The organism is Microbispora hainanensis, from assembly GCF_036186745.1.
Classification (GTDB): Bacteria; Actinomycetota; Actinomycetes; order Streptosporangiales; family Streptosporangiaceae; genus Microbispora.
Map to the genome: position 1 here is coordinate 4153169 of NZ_CP108086.1, position 20457 is coordinate 4173625.

Genomic DNA, 20457 nt, shown 5'->3' on the forward strand with positions numbered 1-20457 from the left:
CACCGTAAATATGCCGAAACGCCGTGCGGAGGGCGGCCGGAACTGCCCGGCGGTAGGGTCCTGCGGCAAGGGATCACGGACGGACCCGCTCGCCGGGCCCCGGTGGGCGTCGCGGCCGTCCCCGAGCCAGAACCGGAAAGGCCTTCCAGTGACGACCACTATCCGCCGTCTCCCCGCCGTCACGATCCGTGTGACGGGAGCATTAACGGGCATGCTCACGGCGGCCCTGCTCGCCGGATGCGGAACCCCGGACCTGGCGGGCGAGGCCGCCTCACCGGCTCCGGTGGGACAGGCCGCCGCCTCGCCCCCCGCCACGCCTGAGACGACGCCCACACCGAGCCCCGACGCCACTGATACTTCCGAGGCCGCCGCGGCACCGGACGAGACCGATGCGGCGCAGCAGCCCGGCGGGAGCAAGGCCGCCGACGTGGCGTTCGCCCGGAAGATGGTGCCGCACCACCTCCAGGCCCTGGAGATGGCCAGGATCGCGCAGACCCGGGCGGGCGACCCGTGGGTCGGGCAGTTCGCGGCGAAGGTCGCCACGGCCCGCGACGCCGACATCCGCACGTTCAAGGGCTGGCTCGACATGTGGGGCGCGGAGCCTCTGCCGCGCGACCACGCGATGCCCGGCACGCAGACGCGCGCCGAGATCGAGGCGCTGGCCAAGCTGAACGGCCCGTCCTTCGACCGGAAGTACGTGACGCTGATGATCGAGCACGACAACGGCGCGATCAAGCTCGCCCGGGCCGAGCAGGCCGACGGCTCCTTCGACGGGGCCAAGGCGCTGGCCACCGCCACCGTCACCGCGCTGGGCGCCGAGGTCAAGGAGCTCAAGAAATACCGCGACCTGCTCGACTGAGCCCCGCCGCCGGAACCCCTCAGTTCTCGTACGTGTCGAGCCTGGGGGGCAGGGCGTTCCAGGTGCAGAACGCCGACGACTCATGGGCGTCCCGGAGGAACGCGACCCGCAGCCACTGGTCCTCCTCCCAGACCTTGACCTCGTAGCCGTCGTTCGGGGTCGCCGTCACCACATGGCAGTCCGCGGAGGTCACCGCGATCGTCGCCCGGCCGCCCTTCAGCGTGAACGTGTGCAGGCTCTCCCCGTCGGCGGCCTTGCGCTGCCGGGGGGCGGGTGCGGACTCCGTCGTACGCGCCGGCCGCGTGGCCCGGGCCGGGCGCGGTGCCGGGGAGGTCCGCACGGTCCGCACCGGAGTGGCGGCGGGCCGGGAGGGAGACCGCCGGCCGGGTGTCGCGCCGCCGGAGGGCCGCGGCCCGGACGGCGCTGGGGACGGCTTCTCCGACACCCCCACCGCGGTCGGCGAGACGGTCGGCGAGACGGTCGGCGGGACCGGCGGCGAGACGGACGGGGGCGCGGCGACGGCCACCACGGGAGCGAGTGGAGCATCGTCGAGGATCGCGCTGCGCAACACGTCGCGCACGCCGAGCCAGGACACGCCGACGGCGACGGCGGTGGCCCCGCACCAGGCGATCACGTAACCGGCGGTCCTTCTCATGTGGCCGCTCACTCTAGTCCGTGATCGGAATTGTCGCTCGGTCCATTTTGGTCAACCTCTACTAATTTGAGCATGCCGTAAATGGCCATAAAGCCGCGTGTTTCGGATCGCTCTTCCCGGGACGCCGCGCCGGGTCGGAGTGTACGTTTCGGGTTCATGGCGACCGTTCTGGTGGTTGAGGACGACGAGTTCGTCCGATCCGCGATCATCCGCGACCTGACCGGGCGCAGCCACGCGGTCCGCAGCGCGGGCCGGGCGCTCGACGCCCTGCGCGAGATCGCCCACGTCGCCCCCGACGTGGTCGTCCTCGATCTGGGGCTGCCCGACCTCGACGGCGCGGAGGCGCTGAAGATGCTCCGCGCGATCTCCGACGTGCCGGTCATCGTGGCCACCGCGCGGGACGACGAGGCCGAGATCGTCCGCCTGCTGCGCGACGGCGCGGACGACTACCTGGTCAAGCCGTTCTCCGGCGACCACCTCAACGCCCGGCTTGAAGCCGTGCTGCGCCGGGCCAGGCCCGGGGCGTCGTCGTCGGTCGCGAGGGTCGGCGGCCTGGTCGTCGACGCCGACCGCCGGGAGGCCCGCCTCGACGGCGCGCCGCTCGACCTCACCCGCCGGGAGTTCGACCTGCTGGCCTACCTCGCCGCCCGTCCCGACCGCGTGATCTCGCGCAGGGAGCTGCTGGCGGAGGTGTGGCGGCAGTCGTACGGAGACGACCAGACGATCGATGTGCACCTGTCCTGGCTGCGGCGCAAGCTCGGCGAGAGCGCCTCCCGGCCCCGCTATCTGCACACGGTGCGGGGCGTCGGCGTGCGCCTCAGCCCCCCTGCAGAGGGCTGAACCCCGGCGTCTTGAGCGGGAGCGGCGGTGAGACGGAGCCTGGCCCTGGTGGCGGTGGCCGTGACGGCGATGGTCGCGCTGGCCTTCCTCATCCCGCTGGCCGTGGCCGTGAAGGAGATCGCCGAGAGCCGCGCGCTCGCCGACGCCGAGCGCCAGGCCGCCACGATCGTGCCCGCCCTCGTCGTGACCGACGACGCCGTCGCGCTGGAGCGCGCGCTGGCCAGCACCCCGGCGGGGACCTCGCGCCTGGCCGTCCATCTCCCGGACGGGCGTACGGTGGGCCGCTCCCGGGTCACGGCGACCGACGTCGCGGGCGCGGCGGAAAGGGCCAGGACCGTGCCGGTAGGCAAGGGATATGTGCTGCTCAGGCCGGTCGCGCTGGGCGACGGGCGGTGGGCCGTCATCGAGGTGTACGCGCCCGAGGCCGACGCGAGGAAGGGCGTGTCCACCTCATGGGCCGTGCTGACCGGCGTCGCGGTCACCCTCGTGGTGGGGTCGGTGGTGGTGGCCGACCGGCTCGGGGCCCGGGTGGTGCGGGCGGCCCGCAGGCTCGGGCAGGCGGCTGCGGCCCTCGGCGCGGGCGACCTGACCGTGCGCATCACCCCTGACGGCCCGCCCGAGCTGGTGGCCGCCGGGCGGGCGTTCAACGCGATGGCCGACCAGGTCGCGGGACTGCTCGCGGCCGAGCGCGAGCTCGCCGCCGACCTGTCGCACCGGCTGCGCACCCCGCTGACCGCGCTGCGGCTCAACCTGGGCGGCACCGGACCCGAGGCCGAGCAGCGCAGGCTCGCCATCGACCGGCTCGAACGGGCCGTCGACGAGATCATCGAGGCCGCCCGGCGGCCGTCCCGGACGGTGCCCGCGGGCTGCGACGCCGCGCTCGTGCTCCGGGAACGGCTCGCCTTCTGGTCGGCGCTGGCCGAGGACCAGGCGCGGCCGTGGCAGCTCGTCGGCGCCGACGAGCCCAGCCCGGTGCCGGTCGCCGCGGCCGATCTCGGCGCGGTGGTCGACGCGCTGCTCGGCAACGTCTTCCGTCACACGCCGCAGGGCACGGCCTTCCGCGTCACACTGCACCGGGGGAGCGGCATGGTGGGCATCCTCGTCGCCGACGCGGGCCCGGGCATCCCCGATCCCGAGAAGGCGCTGCGGCGGGGCAACAGCGGGGCCGGCTCGACCGGGCTCGGTCTCGACATCGCCCGGCGGCTGGCCGAGTCGACGGGCGGCGGGGTGCGCATCGAGCCCTCGGCGCTCGGGGGGACCGGTGTCAACCTGTGGCTGCACACCGACGGCCGGGCCGCGGGCCCGCGCCGCCGCCTGCTGCGGCGCACCCGGGCCCACGGCTCCCGCCCCTGACTCCGCGCCGGGATCGTCCGAAAACTCCTCCTGCCGTGAGGTGAATTCGGAGGACCGCAACCGGAGAGAAGCCGGGCGGGTGATCAGCCGTTCTTCAGGGCCTCCGCGAGGGTGTCGCGCAGCGGCGTGGTCGGCCTTTCGATGAGGCGGGACAGGTCGCCGGGGGTGGCGCCGAGCCAGCCGTCGGCGATGCCGGCGTCGGTCTGGGCGAACATCGCCGCGACCGGCTCGGGCAGGCCGTACGACTCCAGGACCTTGGCGTACTCCGCGACGGGCAGGTCCCGATATTCGACCGGCGCGCCGGACAGCTCGGAGACCAGGGCGGCCAGCTCGGGCAGGCTCCAGGCGACGTCGCCCGTCAGTTCGTACACCGCGCTGCGGTGGCCTTCACCGGTCAGGACGGCCGCCGCGGCGGCGGCGTAGTCGGCGCGTGCCGCCGAGGCGACGCGGCCGTCGCGCGCGCTGCCCGCGATGACGCCGCTCTGCACGGCCTGCCGGGCCGTCGCGACGTAGTTCTCGTGATACCAGCCGTTGCGCAGGAACGCGAAGGGCACCCCGCTCGCGCGGATGTACTCCTCGGTCGCCTTGTGCTCGGGCGCGAGCCCCAGCGGGGTGGTGTCGGCGTGCACGATGCTGGTGTAGGCGAGCAGCTCCACACCGGCGGCCTTGGCGGCGTCCACCACGGCCTTGTGCTGGCCGACGCGCCGGCCGACCTCGCTGCCGGAGATGAGCAGGACCTTGGTGGCGCCCTCGAACGCCGGTCCGAGCGTGTCGGGGCGGTCGTAGTCGGCCTCGCGCACCTGGACGCCGCGCTCGGCCAGGTCGGCCACCTTCTCCGGGCTGCGTACCGCCGCGACGATCCGCTCGGCGGGCACGCGCCCGGAGAGCTCCTCGACGACCAGACGGCCGAGGTGTCCGGAGGCTCCGGTCACGACGATCATGGTTTCTCCCTCCACGGGACTTTCCCTTGGTTAGTGCTTTCTATCAGAAAGCACTATGGGAGCGTAAGCTGGCGGACATGGAGGAGTTCGAGGACTTCGTCGCCGATGTCTTCTCGCGGAAATGCACATCGCGCTCGGTGCTGGAGACGATCACCGGCCGGTGGGCGATCCTGGCGCTGGCGGCCCTGTACGAGGCGCCCTACCGATTCAACGCGCTGCGCCGCCGCGTCGACGGGGTGAGCGAGAAGATGCTGTCCCAGACCCTCCAGGCACTCGAACGCGACGGCATGGTGCTGCGCGAGGCCGAGCACACGATCCCGCCCCGGGTCGAATACAGCATCACCCCGCTCGGGCGCGAGGCCGCCGAGCGCCTGCTTCCCCTCATCGCCTGGGCGGAGGAGCGCATGCCCGACGTCGTGGCGGCCCGCCTGCGCCACGAACGACGCTGACCGGGCGTCGGTGCAGGTCACCGGTGGTTTGCTCGCCGATGGGCGGTTCAACCCGTTGCCATACACGCAGTTAACGTGGCGAGACTGTCGAAGCCATTTCCGGGCAGGCACGATGTCTTGTGAACGACATTCAGCACCACGATCCCGCGCGCGGGGTGTCCGGGACCGGCCGGGCCGTGCGCGGGCGCGACCATAGAGCCGGTGGGCTCCGGGACCTTCCCGGCGCGACCGCCGAGCCGGAGGGCGAGGAGGTCCAGTGAGGGAGATCTGGCCGGGGGATTCCTATCCGCTCGGGGCGACGTACGACGGCGCGGGCACCAACTTCTCGCTCTTCTCCGAGGTGGCCGAGCGCGTCGAGCTGTGCCTTTTCGACGACGACGGCAACGAGGAACGCGTCACGCTGAGCGAGGTGGACGGCTTCGTCTGGCACTGCTACCTACCCGGTGTGGGGCCGGGCCAGCGGTACGGCTACCGCGTCCACGGGCCCTACTCGCCCGCCGACGGCCTGCGCTGCAACCCCGGCAAGCTGCTGCTCGACCCGTACGCCAAGGCGGTGGAGGGCTCGGTGCAGTGGGACCAGGCGGTCTACGGATACCGCTTCGGCGAGCCGGACAGCCGGGACGACAGCGACTCGGCGCCCTACGTGCCGAGGTCGATCGTCGTCAACCCCTTCTTCGGCTGGGGACACGACCGGCCGCCTGCCACGCCGTACCACGACACGGTGATCTACGAGGCGCACGTGCGCGGCCTGACGATCAGCCACCCGAAGATCCCCGAGCGGATCCGGGGCACGTACGCCGCCCTGGGCCACCCCGAGATCATCGACCACCTCACCTCGCTCGGCGTCACCGCGATCGAGCTCATGCCGGTGCACCAGTTCGTGACCGACCACATGCTGGAGAAGCGCGGGCTGTCCAACTACTGGGGCTACAACACGATCGGGTTCTTCGCGCCGCACAACGCGTACTCCAGCTCGGGGCAGCGCGGCGGGCAGGTGCTGGAGTTCAAGGCGATGGTGAAGGCCCTGCACGAGGCGGGCATCGAGGTGATCCTCGACGTCGTCTACAACCACACGGCGGAGGGCAACCACCTGGGCCCGACCCTGTCGATGCGGGGCATCGACAACGCCAACTACTACCGCCTGGTCGAGGACGACCGGCGCTACTACATGGACACCACCGGCACCGGCAACAGCCTGCTGATGCGCAGCCCCCACGCGCTGCAGTTGATCATGGACTCGCTGCGTTACTGGGTGCGCGACATGCACGTGGACGGCTTCCGCTTCGACCTCGCGGCCTCCCTCGCCCGCGAGCTGCACGAGGTCGACCGGCTGAGCGCGTTCTTCGACCTCGTGCAGCAGGACCCGGTGCTGTCGCAGGTCAAGCTCATCGCCGAGCCGTGGGACGTCGGCCCCGGCGGCTACCAGGTCGGCAACTTCCCGGCCCGCTGGACCGAGTGGAACGGCCGCTATCGCGACACGATCCGCGACCTGTGGCGGGGCGAGCCCGCCGCGCTGCCGGAGTTCGCCAGCCGTCTCACCGGGTCGAGCGACCTCTACCAGGACGACAGCCGCCGCCCGGCCGCGTCGATCAACTTCGTCACCTGTCACGACGGGTTCACGCTCCAGGACCTCGTGTCGTACAACGACAAGCACAACGAGGCCAACGGCGAGGACAACCGCGACGGCGCCGACGACAACCGCGCCTGGAACTGCGGGGTGGAGGGCCCGGCCACCGGCCCGGTCGCCCAGCTCCGCGAACGGCAGAAGCGCAACTTCCTGGCCACGCTGTTCCTGTCGCAGGGCGTGCCGCTGCTGTCGCACGGCGACGAGATCGGCCGCACCCAGCAGGGCAACAACAACTCCTACTGCCAGGACAACGAGATCAGCTGGGTCGACTGGGGCGCGATCCTGGACGCCAATGCGCGGGCCGACGCGGGCACCAGGGAGAAGCGCCAGCTCCTCGACTTCACCCGGCGCCTGGCCCGGCTGCGCCGCGACCACCCGGTCTTCCGCCGCCGCCGCTTCTTCTACGGCCGGCCCGTACGCGGATCGCACGACGAGCTGAGCGACATCGCCTGGCTCACGCCGTCCGGCACGGAGATGACCGACGCCGACTGGACCAACGGCTACGCCAAGGCGCTGGCGGTGTTCCTGAACGGCGACGCAATCACCGAGCCCGACCGGCGCGGCCGGCGGATCAGCGACGACTCGTTCCTGCTGCTGTTCAACGCCCACCACGAGGTGATCAAGTTCACGATCCCGGACGACTACGGCGAGCTGTGGGCCACCGACCTGGACACCGCGATGCCGGTGATGCGCGAGTCGCGCGTGTGCCGGGCGGGCGAGGCCGTGCCGGTGAGCGGCCGGTCGGTGCGGGTGCTGCGCAGGGTCCGGCCGGGGCTGGGGTCCTGACCAGCGCCGATGCCCGAATAGAGTGCGCTTCGGCCGTCGGCCGGCGCGACACCGGGCAGGAGGGGAGCTGCTCGTGCGCTCCTCCTGCACGGTGCTTCTCCTGCACGGTGCTTCTCCTGCACGGTGCTCCTCCTGTCCGGGCGGTGGTGGCAGGGGCGCGCCCGTGCCGGGCACTATGAACACGACCTCCGGAAACGCGCGGTGAAAGGCGGTTCGGTGACTTCTACCTATCGGGTGCAGCTGACGCCCGGCTTCGGATTCGCCCAGGCCGCGAGTCTCGTCGGATATCTCCGTGACCTGGGGGTGGGCCACCTTTATCTGTCGCCGATCCTCCAGTCGTGCCGGGAGTCGCAGCACGGCTACGACGTGACCGACCACAGCCGCGTACGCGAGGAGTTCGGCGGCGAGGAGGGCCTGCGGGCGCTGGCGGCCGAGGGCATGCCGCTGATCTCCGACATCGTGCCCAACCACATGACCGTCCCGGTGCCCGAGTCGGACAACGCCCAGCTATGGGCGGCGCTGCGCGACGGGCCGGGATCGCCGGCCGCCCGGTGGTTCGACTTCCAATGGCCGGTCACCCTGCCGCTGCTCGGCGACGACGCGAGCGAGGCGCTGCGCGTGGACGGCGACGTGCTGCGTTATCACGACCACGCGTTCCCGATCAGGCCCGGCACCGGGCACCTGCCGCTGCCGGAACTGCTGGAGGCCCAGCACTACCGGCTGGCCCACTGGCGGGAAAGCCCCGGTTATCGGCGGTTCTTCGACGTGTCGTCGCTGATGGGCCTGCGCGTGGAGGACCCCGAGGTCTTCGAGGCCACCCACGCCGTCACCTTCCGCCTCATCGAGGAGGGACTGATCCACGGACTGCGCGTCGACCACCCCGACGGCCTGGCCGACCCCCGCGGCTACCTGCGGCGGCTGCGCCCCCACGTGCCCGGGCCGCTGTGGGTGGAGAAGATCCTCATCGACGGCGAACGGCTGCCCGCCGACTGGCCGTGCGACGGCACCACCGGATATGACGCGCTCAACATGGTCACCCGGCTGTTCGTCGACCCGGCCGGCCGCGACGCGCTGGTCGAGACGTTCGGCCGTCACACCGGCGTGCGCGACGACTACGAGACCGTGCGTCACGACTCCAAGAAGCACGTGATCGACCTGTTCTTCTCCGGCGAGATCGACCGGCTGACCGGTGATCTCGGCGATCCGGCGCTGCGCGAGGCAGTCGTGGAGCTGCTGGCCGCGATGCCCGTCTACCGGGCGTACGTGAACCCGGGCGAGCAGCCGTCCGCCGAGTCGGAGGCGATCATCCGGGAGGCGGCCGGGGTGGCGGCCACCAGGACCGACCCCGCCGCGGTGGCCAAGGTCGCCGACCTGGTCCTGTACGGCCCGCCGGAGGCGGTCACCCGCTTCCAGCAGACCTGCGGGCCGGTGATGGCCAAGGGTGTGGAGGACACCGCGCTCTATCGGTGGTATCCGCTGGCCTGCCTCAACGAGGTCGGCGGGGAACCGGACAGGTTCGGGGTGTCGCCCGCCGAGTTCCACGCGTTCTGCGCCGGCCTGCCGCCGCGCACCATGACCACGCTGTCCACCCACGACACCAAGCGGTCGGAGGACGTGCGCGCCCGCCTGGCCGTGCTGTCGGAGCTGCCCGAGGAGTGGACGGCGGCCGTCGACTCCTGGGCCGCGGCCGTGTCGTTCGATCCCCGGCTCGACTACCTCGCCTGGCAGTCGCTGATGGCGGCCTGGCCGATCCGGCTCGACCGCTTCACCGACTATCTGCTCAAGGCGGCACGCGAGGCCAAGACGTCGATCTCCTGGCTGAACCCCGACCTGGCGTACGAGGAGGGCGTCAGGGACTTCGCCCGGCGGGCCATCGACGCCTGCGGCTACTCGGTCGCCGCGTTCACCGAGATCGTGGACCGCTACGCCCGGGTCAACTCGCTGGGGCAGAAGGCCGTCCAGCTCCTCATGCCGGGCATACCAGACGTCTACCAGGGCAACGAGATCACCGACTTCTCGCTGGTCGATCCGGACAACCGGCGGCCGGTGGACTTCGAACGCCGCCGCCGGCTGCTCGCCGAGCCCGACGACAGCTGGGACGGTCAGAAGATCCGCGTCACCGCCGCCGCCCTCCGGCTGCGGCGGCGGCTCGACCCCGAGGCGCCGTACGCGCCGATCGAGGCGGGGGAGCACGCGGTGGCGTTCACGCGCGGCGTTCCCGGGCAAGGGACGGCCGCCGTCGTGGTCGCGACCCGGCTGCCGGTCGGGCTGGAGCGCAAGGGCGGCTGGGGGAGTGAGACGATCACGCTGCCGCCGGGGCGCTGGCGCGACCTGCTCACCGGCGCCGAGCACGCCGGCGAGGTGCGGATGGCCGCCCTGCTGTCGGCCTGTCCGGTCGCGATTCTCGAAGCCTGATCAGCGGGGGGAGACGACGCATGTTCGAGGTGTGGGCGCCGGCGGCGGCGCGGGTCGAGGTCGAGCACGGGGGTGCCCGGCACCCGATGGCGCGAAGCGAGGGCGGCCGGTGGACCGCCCCCGGCGACGAGCACGACCTCGACTACACCTTCTGGGTGGACGGCGACGGGCCGTTCCCCGACCCCCGCACGCGGCGGCAGCCGTACGGGGTGAACGGTCCGAGCCGCGTCTACCACCACGACAGGTTCGCCTGGACCGACCAGAGCTGGCACGGACGCGACCTGCGCGGCGGGGTGATCTACGAGCTGCACGTCGGCACGTTCTCGCCCGAGGGCACCTTCCAGGGGGTGGCCGACCGGCTCGATCACCTGGCCGGTCTCGGCGTCGACTTCGTCGAGATCATGCCGGTGCCGCCGGTGCCGGGGAAGCGCAACTGGGGCTACGACGGCGTGGACCTCTACGCGGTCTTCGAGGAGTACGGCGGGCCCGACGGGCTGAAGAGCCTGGTGGACGCCTGTCACCGGGCCGGTCTCGGCGTGATCCTCGACGTCGTCTACAACCACCTCGGGCCGTCCGGCAACTACCTGGCCAGGTTCGGGCCCTACTTCCACGACGCGAAGGGGTCCTACTGGGGCGACGCGGTCAACCTCGACGGGCCCGGCTCGGACGAGGTGCGCCGCTACTTCATCGAGAACGCCCTGCAGTGGCTGCGCGACTACCACGTCGACGGGCTGCGCCTCGACGCCGTGCACGCCCTGCACGACAAGCGCGCCGTCCACTTCCTGGAGGAGCTGTCGGCCGAGGTCGACGCGCTGTCTGCCGCCGTGGGCCGTCCGCTGACGCTCATCGCCGAGTCGGACCTCAACGACCCCCGCATGGTCACCCCGCGCGAGGCCGGCGGCCTCGGCATGCACGCGGCCTGGAACGACGACGTCCACCACGCCATCCACGCGAACGTCACGGGGGAGAGCAACGCCTACTACGGCGACTTCGCCACCCTGTCGTCCCTGGCCAAGGTGCTTACGTCCGGCTATTTCCACGACGGCACCTACTCGTCGTTCCGCGGCCGTTCGCACGGCAGGCCGGCGACCGGGGTGCCCGGCCACCGGTTCGTCTGCTGCGCGCAGAACCACGACCAGATCGGCAACCGGCCCGAGGGCGACCGCATGCGGCCCGACCAGCTCCGCCTCGCCTCCGGGCTGCTGCTGACCTCGCCGTTCACCCCGATGCTGTTCATGGGCGAGGAGTGGGGGGCGACCACGCCGTTCTACTTCTTCACCGACCACTTCGAGCCGCACCTGGCGGCGGGCGAGGGCGAACGGCGCAGGAGGGAGTTCGAGGGCTTCGGCTACGACTGGAAGGCCCCCGAGCCGGGCGACGAGACGACATTCCTGAGCTCCAAGCTCGACTGGGAGGAGCCGGCCAAGGGCGAGCACGCCGCGCTGCTGGGCTGGTATCGCGACCTGATCGCGCTCCGCAAGTCGCGTCCCGACCTCACCGATCCCCGCCTCGACCGGGTGCGGGTCGAGGTGGACGAGGACCGGCGCGTCGTGGTGATCGAACGCGGCTCACTGCGGATCGCCGCCAACTTCGCCGAAGGCCCGGTGCCCGTACGGCTGGCCGCGTCACGGCTCCTGCTCGCCTCCGACGACTCCGCCCGCCTGACCGGTCACGTCCTCGACCTCCCCGCCCGCTCCCTGGCTGTCCTGGAGGTGTAGCTCAGGGGCGCGGAGCGAGCACGTCGACGACGATCCGACGTGCGGTCGCGACCACCTCGTCGCGGCCGTACGGCGCGCCGCCGGCCAGCGCCTCGTGAAGCGTGCCGTGCGCGCCGTGGTAGACCACGTTCGCGAAGGCCGCCGGGTCGCAGGGCCGCAGGGCGCCCGCGTCCACACCGCGCCGGATCGCCTCGGCGATCACCTCGACCACCCTCTGGTCGATCTCCCGGCAGAGGGCGAGAGCCCGGGCGTCGGCGGAGCCGTACACGATGCGGTGCAGGTCGGCGTGCGCCACGGCGTGGTCGATCAGCCGTTCCAAGAGGGCGGTCAACGCGCCTGCGGCGGTGGGATCCGCGAGCGCCTTGCCGGCCAGGTCGAGGAAGCCGTTCACGTATCGCTCCCACAGCGCCGCCACCAGGTGGTCCTTCGACGGGAAGTACAGGTAGAAGGTGCCTTTGGCCACGTCGGCGCGGGTGGTGATGTCGCTGACGGTGGCCTCGTCGACGCCGCGTTCGGCGAAGACCGCCAGCGCGGCGTCCAGCAGATCCGCCCGCCGCTCCTCGCCTGGCTTGATCACCCGTCTTCTCGCCACCGCGTCCTCCCATTCGACGCCCTCGGCGTGGACCGTTCGGTGACGCTCGTCGCGCTGGCGTTCGGTGCGGGAGCGCCTCGTGCCGGAGCTCCGCTACCGGGGCTTCAAGCGCGCCCTGCTGTCGGCCGTCCGCAACCTGCCGATCCACCGGGCGGAAGACCTTTACCGCAGGGTCGATGCGAGCGACCTGCCCGTCCAGCTCGTCTGGGGCCGTCAGGACCCCGTGACCCCCATGCCGCCCGAGAGCCGTGTCCACGAGGTGTTCTCGAACGCCGACATCCGATTGCTGGACGGGGTGGGCCATCTGCCTCACTGGGAACGCCCCGGCGAGACCGCCCGAAATCCTCCTGGAGTTTCTCAGCGTGCGGGATTGAGCACCCTCCGCACTCACGATGCCGGTCGCGGCGAGACGCTCACGCCCTGCCGAGGATGAGGTCGGCGGCGTGCCAGGCCATCGCCATGATGGGGCCGTTCAGGTTGCCCGAGATCATGGTGGGCAGCACCGAGCAGTCGACGATCCGCAGGTTGTCGAGTCCTCGCACGCGCAGCCGCGAGTCGACCACGTCGTCGTCGTGCGGGCCCATGGCGCAGGTGCCCATCGCGTGGTAGCCGCAGTAGCCGCCGCCGAGCGCCGCGTCGATGATCTCCTCGTCCGAGTCGACCCCGGGACCGGGGAACGTCTCGGACGCCAGCCGTCCCGCGATGGGCTCCTGGGCGAAGTACTCGCGCATGCGGCGGAACAGGTCGACGCCGACCTGCCGGTCGTGCTCGGAGCCGAAGTAGTTGGGCTCGATGTGGAGCGGCGCGGCGGGGTCTCCGGAGGTGATGGCCACGCTGCCCTCCGCGGTCGGGCGGAGGATCTCGGCGACGACCGAGACTCCGGGTTGCCGCTCGACCGTGACCGTCTCGCCCGCCCGGTAGGTCGCCACCGACCACGGCCCCATCAGCAACTGGGCGTCCGGCCGGTCCAGCTCGGGGCGGGTCTTGAGGAAGGCGATCACATCGTAGGCCGGGGCGGCGAGCGGGCCCCTGTGGTTCATCAGGTAGCGCAGCGCGGTGAGGCCCTGCCGCAACGGCGTGGACAGCATGCGGTTGTAGCCCAGGTCGTCCTTCAGCCGGAACTTCAGCGCCAGGCACCGGTGCTCGCGCATGCGGGCGCCGACCATCGGCCGGTCCAGCCGGACCTCCACGCCGGCCGCCCGCAGCACCTCCGCGGGGCCGATGCCGGACGACTGCAGCAGCTTCGGCGTGCCCAGGCTGCCCAGCGACAGGACGACCTCGCGGGCCGCCCGATATTCGACGGTGGCGCCGCCGGCGTCGCGGGCGGTGACCCCGACGACCTTGTCGCCGTCGAACAGCAGCCCGGTCACCGTCGTCCCGGTCACGACGGTGAGGTTGCTCCGGTGGCGTACGGGGTGGAGGAAGGCACGGGCCGTGCTGAACCGCCGCCCGTCCTTGATGGTCGCCATCGCGTGGCCGACGCGTTCGTCGTCGGACTCGTTGATGTCCGGCATCGCGGTCAGGCCGAGCGCGGCGCCGGATGCGATCATCTCGTCGCAGAGCGGATCGGGGTCGCGCGGAGGGGACACGTGCAGCGGCCCGCCTGCCCCGCGCGTCGCCGTGGCGCCCAGGGCGTTGTCCTCCATCGCCCGGAAGATCGGCAGGATCGTGTCCCAGCCCCAGCCGGGGTTGCCGAGCCGTACGAGCTCGTCGTAGTCGGCGCGGTGGCCGCGGTTGTACACCATGCCGTTGATGGAGCTCGACCCGCCGAGCACCCGGCCGCGCGGCCAGATCTCGGCCTGTCCGTCGGGCCCGAACGGCTGTGTCCGGTAGTGCCAGACCTTCCGCGGATCGTCGAAGAGCTTCCCGAACCCCTTGGGCACCTGGTAGAGCGGGTGACGGTCGGCGCCGCCCGCCTCGACGAGCAGCACGCGGACGGCGGGATCCTCCGACAGCCGGTTCGCCAGGACACATCCGGCCGAACCGGCGCCGATCACCAAATAGTCGATCATTCACCCCATCTTGCCCACATCGCTCGGGCGGGGATAGATCTCAGGCGGCCTGGGCGGCGGGCAGTTCGAAAGTGACGGTGTCGGGGACGGCGGTGTAGAGCCGCCAGCTCAGGCAGGTGCGCTGGGCGACGACGGTCACGTGCAGGCCGCGGCCCGCAAGCCAGAGGGCGAGGTCGGCGAAGTAGCCGTCGCCCGACCCGATCACCGCCCGCTCGAACCGCAGGTCCACCCGGGTCGTACGGGCCGCGTCGTCGAGGGCGTGGTCGGCGCCGTCCGGGCCCGAACGGGCCAGCAACTGCACCCCGCTCAGCACGATCCCCACGGAGACGAGCGCGTTGTGGTTGACCGCCACGATGAACTGGTCGAGCGGCCCGACCGGCACCGTCCGCTGGTAGGTGCTCATCACCCGCCGTACGTCATGGCTGCTCGGCAGGGGAGATCCGGTCAGGTTCTCGATGTCCAGGAGATGGATCGCGCGCCCGCGACGCAGTGACCTGAGGCGAGTGATGGGGGTGCTCACGATCCTTGCTCCCTTCCATGCCGACTCCAGGCGTCCATTAGAGCATGTGTTGACACAATCAACCAGACCTTGGCGCGACGTTGCCCAGGTCCAGGGCATCGGATATCGTCCGGTCGGATCGAAGAACCAGCGGAAGGGCGGAGCGGCGTGCGGCGAGACGTACACGTCACCGCGGCGGACATCGCCCGCCTGGCCGGCGTGGGACGTGCGGCGGTCAGCAACTGGCGGCGCAGGCACGACGACTTCCCCGAGCCCGTGGGAGGCACGTCCACCAGCCCGGCCTTCTCCCTCGCCGAGATCCGCGAGTGGCTGCGCGGCCACACCGAGGGCAGGGACCTCCCCCTGGACGAATGGCTCTGGCAGGACCTGCGCACCACCGTCGACGACGACGACCTCGCCGACCTGATCGCCGACCTCGGGGCCTTCCTCGTGTACGTGCAGCACGAGGCCGACGACTGGGCCAGGCTCTCGGCCGGGACCGACGAGGAGGTGGCGCGGGAGCTTCCGGCCCGGGTGCGCGCGGCGTGCGCGGAGACCGTCAGCGCGGAGGCGTTCCCGGAGACCGTTCCGGTGACCCGCGTGCCGCTGGTCCGCTCGATCGCCCGGCTGGCCGCCGAACGCGGCGCCCGCGACACCTTCGAGTTCCTGCGTGAGCGTTACTTCGAGGTGCACACCCGGCGCGTCTACTCCACGCCCGTCGAGATCGTGATGCTGACGCTCGACCTCGTGGGCGACGGGTTCCGCTCCCTGCTCGACCCCGCCTGCGGCTCGGGCCGCATCCTCGGCCGGGCGCTCGAACGCGCGCCGGGGGCCCGGCTGCTCGGCCAGGACGTCGATCCCGTGGCCGCCCGGCTCACCGCCGTACGGCTCGCGCTGCGCTGCGACACCGCGCGGATCAGGCCGGGAGACTCCCTGCGCGCGGACGCCTTCCCCGGCGAGCTGGTGGACGCGGTGGTGTGCAACCCGCCGTTCAACGACCGCAACTGGGGTTACGAGGAGCTGACGGCCGACCCCCGCTGGGAGTACGGCCTGCCGCCGCGCGTGGAGCCGGAGCTGGCCTGGGTGCAGCACGCGCTCGCCCACCTGGCGCCCAGAGGCGTGGCCGTGCTCCTCATGCCTCCAGCCGTCGCCTCCCGCAGATCGGGCCGCCGGATCAGGTCCCAGCTGCTGCGGCGCGGCGCGCTGCGCGCGGTCATCGCGCTTCCGCAGGGCGCCGTGCCCAACGTGGCGGTCGGCCTGACGCTGTGGATCCTGTGCCCGCCGCCCGAGGGCGGCACGCCGAGTCATGTGCTGATGGTGGACACCTCCGGCAGGCCGGACGACTACGCCGGGGTGGCCGCCGCTGCCTGGCGCGAGTTCAGCGCCGGTCGCGAGCTGGACGAGCCGGGCGTCAGCAGGTCGGTCCCGCTCGTCGATCTACTTGACGAGGACGTGGACCTCACCCCCGCCCGCTACCTGTCCACGGTCGCCGACGACCTGTCACCGGAGCGCATCGCCGGAGCCCGATCCCGGCTCGACGAGCTGCTGGGGAACGTCGCCCGGCTGCTGCCGTCCGTCGCGGCGGCGCCGGCGGACGAGCTCGCCCTGGTCCCGCTGCCCGAGCTGGTGCGGCGCGGCATGCTCGTGGTCGAGCAGCAGACGCCGGCCCGGCCGGGGGACGAACCGCTTCGGGGCGCGCCGGTGCTCACCGTCGATGACGTGCTGGCGGACCGGACCGCGACGGGATCCTCGGAGCAGGCCGGAGCCCGGCCGATCGTCACCCGGCCCGGCGACGTCGTGGTGCCGCAGGTCGTGGCCGCCCCGGTCGCGCGGGTGGTGACGAAGGGCGACGCCCTGCTCGGCCCCCACCTGTCCCTGCTGCGGCCCGATCCCGAGGTGCTCGACCCCGACTTTCTCGCCGGTTTCCTCTGCGCGTCCGTGAACGTCCGCCACTACACCTCCATGTCCTCGCGCTATCGGGTCGACGTACGGCGTGCCGAGCTGCCGCTGCTGCCGTTGGAGGAGCAACGCCGATATGGCGCGGTGTTCCGGCGCCTGGCCGACTTCCGGTCGGCCCTGCGGGAGGCGGCGATGCTCGGCGAGGACCTGGTCAGGCTGGTGGCCGACGGCCTCACGCACGGCGCCGTACGGCCGCCGAGTAGGGTCGGCTGACGTGAGCGGTGAGCTGGAGCACCTGGCCGCCCGGCTGCGCGAGTTCGTCCGCGAGCGCGACTGGGAGAGGTTCCACACGCCCAAGAACCTGGCGATGGCCCTCGCCGGAGAGGCGGGGGAGCTGGTCGCCGAGTTCCAGTGGCTGACGGCCGAGGAGTCGTGCGACCTCGGCGAGGACGCCCTGCGCAGGGTCCGCGCCGAGCTCGGGGACGTGACGCTGTATCTGGTCAGGCTGGCCGACGCGCTGGGCGTCGACCTCGCCGAGGCGGCGCACGCCAAGCTGGACGAGAACGAACGCCGCTACGATCCCGAGACCTATCGCGGCTCGGCCAGGAAGGCGCCCCCGCTGACCTCGTGACGGCGTCCGGTCACGACTCCGGGCGGCGCGGCGGGGGCGGCGTCATCGATGCCTTCTGCGGCCTGGCGGCCGACGGCCAGGCGAGGAGCTGGAACCAGACGGACTTGCCGTACGGCGTGAGGGTCCAGCCCCAGTGGTGGGAGCATGCCTGGACGATCGCGAGCCCCCGGCCGTACGGGTCGAGTGCGCCGGCACGGCGCAGCCGGGGGAGCGCGGGGCAGGGGTCGTGGACGTCCACGACGAGCAGGTCGTTCTCCCGGCTGACCGTGACCCGGACCGTGCTCGCCGCCGATGCCGCGCCGATGCCGGTAGTGCCGTGGACGAGCGCGTTGGTGACGAGTTCCGAGGCCAGGAGTTCGGCGACCTCCGGGACGTCGCCGGCCGCGTTCCAGTCGGTGGCCACATCCTTGACGAACCGCCGGGCCGAGGCGACGCAGCGGATGTCGCGGGGCAGCCATTTCTCGCCGAGGACGGGGACGAGCCGGTCGGGCGTGTAGCGATATTCGGCCAGCACCGTGCGGGCCGCGATTGCCTCGGTCATCGGCGTACTCCCGTTGTCGAAAATCCACGTCCGGACTGTCTGCTCACGACTACTGTAAGTGTCGATTTCGTTACCAAGAACGACATTTGAAGGTCGTGTCCATTCGTTGAACTCCGACACGAGGGGACGTTGTGGTCGATATCTACTCACCACAGGCGATATGGGGCAGAGAATTACGGCACTACCGGCAGGCGGCGGGGCTGACCCAGGCCCAGATGGCCCACAAGGTGCATTTCAGCGAGTCGCTGATCAGCGGTGTCGAGACGGGCCAGCTTCCGGCCAGCGCGGAGTTCGCGCGGTGCTGCGATGAGGCGCTGTCCACAGGCGGCGCGCTCTATCGCCTGCTCGACTGGCGCAAGGGCCAGGTCTCCCCCTCCTGGTTCGGCAAGTGGCGCGACAAGGAACAGGTCGCCACCACACTTCGCTCCTATCAGCCGCTTGTCATACCCGGCCTGCTGCAGACAGAGGCGTACGCCCGCGTGCTGTTGTCGGGGGACGAGACGGCGGTGGCCGCACGGCTGGACCGTCAGCGGATCCTCACCCGCGAGGATCCGCACCCTCCGATCCTCCGATGCGTCATCGACGAGGCCGTTTTGCATCGGCCGATCGGGGCACCGCTGGTCATGCGCGAACAACTGCATCACCTGCTGGCGATGGTGGGCCCGAGGCTGAGCATTCAGGTCGTCCCGCATGGGATGCATTCGGGCTTGCTCGGTGGGTTCTCCATTGCGACGCTGGACGGAGGAAACGATCTGGTCTATATGGAGACGGCCGTCCGAGGCCTCACTACGAGCGACCAAGAGGACGTCACGGCAGCCATCGAGTGCTTCGAATCCATCCGCACCGAGGCGTTGCCGCTGAGCATGTCCACCGACCTCATCAGAAAGACAGTGGAGGAGAGATGGACCTGAGCCGGGCGCGCTGGCGCAAGTCGAGCTACTCGGGAAGCAATGGCGGGGACTGCGTCGAGGTGGCGGAGATCGATGGCGACGGACCCGAGCACAAGAGCGGCCGGTTGATCGCCGTACGGGACTCGAAGGACCCCGACGGCCCGGTGCTGTTCTTCACACCTGAGGAGTGGAAGGCGTTCCTGCTCGGCGTCCACGCCGGCGAGTTCGAGCCCACCCCCTGAGGCCGCGGCCCGTCCAGTAGGCCGTGCCGTTGCGGGGTCCTAAGGTTCAAGAAGGCATGGCACGACCAGGGAACGGGAGTGGACGATGTACCTCGCCGAGGTCAAGGTCTCCGGCATTCGCGGGTTCTCCGGCCCCCGGAGCGTGGACCTTCGGCTTACCCGTCCCGACGGCAGCCATGCGGGCTGGACGGTCCTGGCCGGCCGCAACGGTTCGGGCAAGACGACATTGCTCCGTGCGATGGCGCTGGCGATGGCAGGCCCGTTCGTCGCTCGGAGCCTGGTGCCGGCCTTCGACGGCTGGATCTCCGATGACGAGCAGAAGGGCACCGTCGGAGCGGAAATCGCATTCGACGAGAAATGGGACGGATTTGCGTCTGTCAGGCGGGATGCGAGGAATCCTTTCCCGGTTCGCCTGACCTGGGCCCGGCAGCGGCTCGACGAGTCAGGGCAGTACGGCGCGCAGCCGGCATTGCACGCCGGTGAAAAGACTCCCGCTATGCGGGGGCCGTGGAGGGAAAACCCGCAGGGGTGGTTTGTCGCCGGTTATGGGCCTTTCCGTCGGTTGGTTGGAGGCTCGGCGGATGCCCAGCGGCTCATGCTGGGCACGGGTGCCGTTTCTCGTCTGGCCAGCCTCTTTCACGAGGACGCTTCTCTCGCGGAGAGCGTGAGCTGGCTGATCGACCTGCATTTGCGTCGGCTGGAAGGGCGGCCGGGCGCCGAGCAGTTGCTCTCCTTCGTCATCGACCTCCTGAACGACGGACTTCTGCCCGATGGTTTCCGCGTCGTACGGGTGGACAGCGAGGGCTTGTGGGCCGAGCGGGACGGCCGGTTGATCGCGCTCAGAGAGATGAGCGACGGCTACCGGACCGTCACCGCACTGGTTCTCGACCTGCTGAGGCACATGAGAGATATGTACGGGGGTGCTATCACCGAGGTCTTCCTTGGAGCAGAGCGGTCGGAGGCGGGAAATCCGGTTGTTCATATGCCGGGCGTCGTGCTGATCGATGAGATCGACGTGCATCTGCATGTGAGCTGGCAGAAAAGAATCGGCGAGTGGCTGAAGGCCCACTTTCCGGCTGTTCAGTTCATCGTCACCTCTCACAGCCCGTACATTTGCCAGAGCGCCGACCCCGGCGGGTTGATCAGGCTTGCGGGAGTGGACGAAGACGTTCCTCCACGCGTCGTGGAGCCGGACCTGTATGACCGCATCGTGTACGGCAGCGGTGACGACGCGCTGCTCACGGACCTCTTCGGCATCGACTCGCCCTACTCGGAACGCGCCGAAGAGTTGCGGCGTCGGCTGACCGTGCTCGAACGCGCCGTGCTGCGCGGCAGAGCGACGCCTGCGGAACTGGCCGAGTATGACCGTCTACGCGAAAGGCTCAGCAGCACGTTGACCACGAGAGTGGGCGAGGTGGCCCGGAGGATCGCCGACACGCCATGATCCGCCTATATCGTCTGGCGCTTCCCCCTGAGCTGGCCGAGCAGCTTGATGATCGCACGGGAAA

The 20457-nt window shown here is 71.2% G+C and carries 19 protein-coding genes; 13 read left to right on the forward strand and 6 right to left on the reverse strand.

Annotation, left to right across the window (positions count from 1 at the left end; translation table 11 throughout):
• The first annotated feature begins 211 nt into the window (after nucleotides 1-211).
• Nucleotides 212-859, forward strand: a complete 648-nt coding sequence (locus tag OHB01_RS19470; RefSeq protein WP_277351439.1) for a DUF305 domain-containing protein — start codon at nucleotides 212-214, stop codon at nucleotides 857-859.
• Between the two features lie 19 nt (nucleotides 860-878).
• Here the strand turns inward: OHB01_RS19470 and OHB01_RS19475 are convergent, their stop codons facing one another.
• The gene (locus OHB01_RS19475; protein WP_147943861.1) at nucleotides 879-1514 is read right to left on the reverse strand and encodes a hypothetical protein; all 636 of its coding nucleotides are present in this window, start codon (nucleotides 1512-1514) and stop codon (nucleotides 879-881) included.
• 156 nt (nucleotides 1515-1670) lie between these two features.
• On the opposite strand from OHB01_RS19475, the gene OHB01_RS19480 reads away from it, so the two are divergent.
• A complete protein-coding gene (locus OHB01_RS19480; protein ID WP_142647207.1) occupies nucleotides 1671-2354 on the forward strand; it encodes a response regulator transcription factor in 684 nt (227 codons plus the stop codon).
• A gap of 27 nt (nucleotides 2355-2381) precedes the next feature.
• Nucleotides 2382-3707, forward strand: coding sequence for a sensor histidine kinase (locus OHB01_RS19485; RefSeq protein WP_142647206.1), 1326 nt, complete (start codon nucleotides 2382-2384; stop codon nucleotides 3705-3707).
• Between the two features lie 83 nt (nucleotides 3708-3790).
• Here OHB01_RS19485 and OHB01_RS19490 read toward each other — a convergent pair whose 3' ends face one another.
• Nucleotides 3791-4648: an SDR family oxidoreductase gene (locus OHB01_RS19490; RefSeq protein WP_142647205.1), complete on the reverse strand. Its 858-nt coding sequence runs from the start codon at nucleotides 4646-4648 to the stop codon at nucleotides 3791-3793.
• A 77-nt stretch (nucleotides 4649-4725) separates the two neighbouring features.
• Between OHB01_RS19490 and OHB01_RS19495 the strand changes: the two genes are divergently transcribed.
• The 4 genes from OHB01_RS19495 to treZ all read left to right on the forward strand — a co-directional run bounded on the left by OHB01_RS19495 (nucleotide 4726) and on the right by treZ (nucleotide 11643).
• Nucleotides 4726-5097, forward strand: coding sequence for a winged helix-turn-helix transcriptional regulator (locus OHB01_RS19495; RefSeq protein ID WP_142647204.1), 372 nt, complete (start codon nucleotides 4726-4728; stop codon nucleotides 5095-5097).
• A gap of 256 nt (nucleotides 5098-5353) precedes the next feature.
• Entirely contained in the window at nucleotides 5354-7510 is a 2157-nt protein-coding gene (glgX, locus tag OHB01_RS19500; protein WP_142647203.1) for a glycogen debranching protein GlgX, read from the forward strand.
• A 216-nt stretch (nucleotides 7511-7726) separates the two neighbouring features.
• Nucleotides 7727-9925 (forward strand): malto-oligosyltrehalose synthase, encoded by a 2199-nt coding sequence (treY, locus tag OHB01_RS19505; RefSeq protein ID WP_260617209.1) that lies wholly within the window; start codon nucleotides 7727-7729, stop codon nucleotides 9923-9925.
• Nucleotides 9926-9945: 20 nt separating this feature from the next.
• Nucleotides 9946-11643, forward strand: coding sequence for a malto-oligosyltrehalose trehalohydrolase (gene treZ / locus OHB01_RS19510; protein WP_328855786.1), 1698 nt, complete (start codon nucleotides 9946-9948; stop codon nucleotides 11641-11643).
• A gap of 1 nt (nucleotide 11644) precedes the next feature.
• Here treZ and OHB01_RS19515 read toward each other — a convergent pair whose 3' ends face one another.
• The gene (locus tag OHB01_RS19515) at nucleotides 11645-12235 is read right to left on the reverse strand and encodes a TetR/AcrR family transcriptional regulator (protein ID WP_328855787.1); all 591 of its coding nucleotides are present in this window, start codon (nucleotides 12233-12235) and stop codon (nucleotides 11645-11647) included.
• Between the two features lie 79 nt (nucleotides 12236-12314).
• Between OHB01_RS19515 and OHB01_RS19520 the strand changes: the two genes are divergently transcribed.
• On the forward strand, nucleotides 12315-12668 hold the full coding sequence (locus tag OHB01_RS19520) for an alpha/beta fold hydrolase (protein WP_142647199.1): 354 nt from the start codon (nucleotides 12315-12317) through the stop codon (nucleotides 12666-12668).
• On the opposite strand, the gene OHB01_RS19525 is transcribed toward OHB01_RS19520, so the two are convergent.
• Both OHB01_RS19525 and OHB01_RS19530 read right to left on the reverse strand, forming a co-directional pair.
• Nucleotides 12649-14247: a GMC family oxidoreductase gene (locus tag OHB01_RS19525; protein WP_142647198.1), complete on the reverse strand. Its 1599-nt coding sequence runs from the start codon at nucleotides 14245-14247 to the stop codon at nucleotides 12649-12651. The two genes, OHB01_RS19520 and OHB01_RS19525, sit on opposite strands and share 20 nt — an antisense overlap.
• Before the next feature lie 40 nt (nucleotides 14248-14287).
• Complete coding sequence (locus tag OHB01_RS19530; protein WP_328710822.1) at nucleotides 14288-14767, reverse strand: hypothetical protein; 480 nt, start codon at nucleotides 14765-14767, stop codon at nucleotides 14288-14290.
• 147 nt (nucleotides 14768-14914) lie between these two features.
• Between OHB01_RS19530 and OHB01_RS19535 the strand changes: the two genes are divergently transcribed.
• The gene (locus OHB01_RS19535) at nucleotides 14915-16918 is read left to right on the forward strand and encodes an N-6 DNA methylase (protein ID WP_328855788.1); all 2004 of its coding nucleotides are present in this window, start codon (nucleotides 14915-14917) and stop codon (nucleotides 16916-16918) included.
• Between the two features lies 1 nt (nucleotide 16919).
• A complete protein-coding gene (locus tag OHB01_RS19540; protein ID WP_221889901.1) occupies nucleotides 16920-17276 on the forward strand; it encodes a nucleotide pyrophosphohydrolase in 357 nt (118 codons plus the stop codon).
• A 10-nt stretch (nucleotides 17277-17286) separates the two neighbouring features.
• On the opposite strand, the gene OHB01_RS19545 is transcribed toward OHB01_RS19540, so the two are convergent.
• Nucleotides 17287-17817, reverse strand: a complete 531-nt coding sequence (locus tag OHB01_RS19545; protein ID WP_142647195.1) for an ATP-binding protein — start codon at nucleotides 17815-17817, stop codon at nucleotides 17287-17289.
• A 131-nt stretch (nucleotides 17818-17948) separates the two neighbouring features.
• Between OHB01_RS19545 and OHB01_RS19550 the strand changes: the two genes are divergently transcribed.
• From OHB01_RS19550 to OHB01_RS19560, 3 genes are all read left to right on the forward strand, one after another.
• Nucleotides 17949-18728 carry a helix-turn-helix domain-containing protein gene (locus OHB01_RS19550; protein WP_142647194.1) on the forward strand — a complete coding sequence of 260 codons (780 nt, stop codon included), beginning with the start codon at nucleotides 17949-17951 and terminating at the stop codon, nucleotides 18726-18728.
• Nucleotides 18719-18949 (forward strand): DUF397 domain-containing protein, encoded by a 231-nt coding sequence (locus OHB01_RS19555; RefSeq protein WP_142647193.1) that lies wholly within the window; start codon nucleotides 18719-18721, stop codon nucleotides 18947-18949. Before OHB01_RS19550 ends, OHB01_RS19555 begins: the two co-directional genes overlap by 10 nt.
• A gap of 85 nt (nucleotides 18950-19034) precedes the next feature.
• Nucleotides 19035-20393 (forward strand): AAA family ATPase, encoded by a 1359-nt coding sequence (locus OHB01_RS19560; protein WP_142647192.1) that lies wholly within the window; start codon nucleotides 19035-19037, stop codon nucleotides 20391-20393.
• Nucleotides 20394-20457 lie beyond the last annotated feature (64 nt).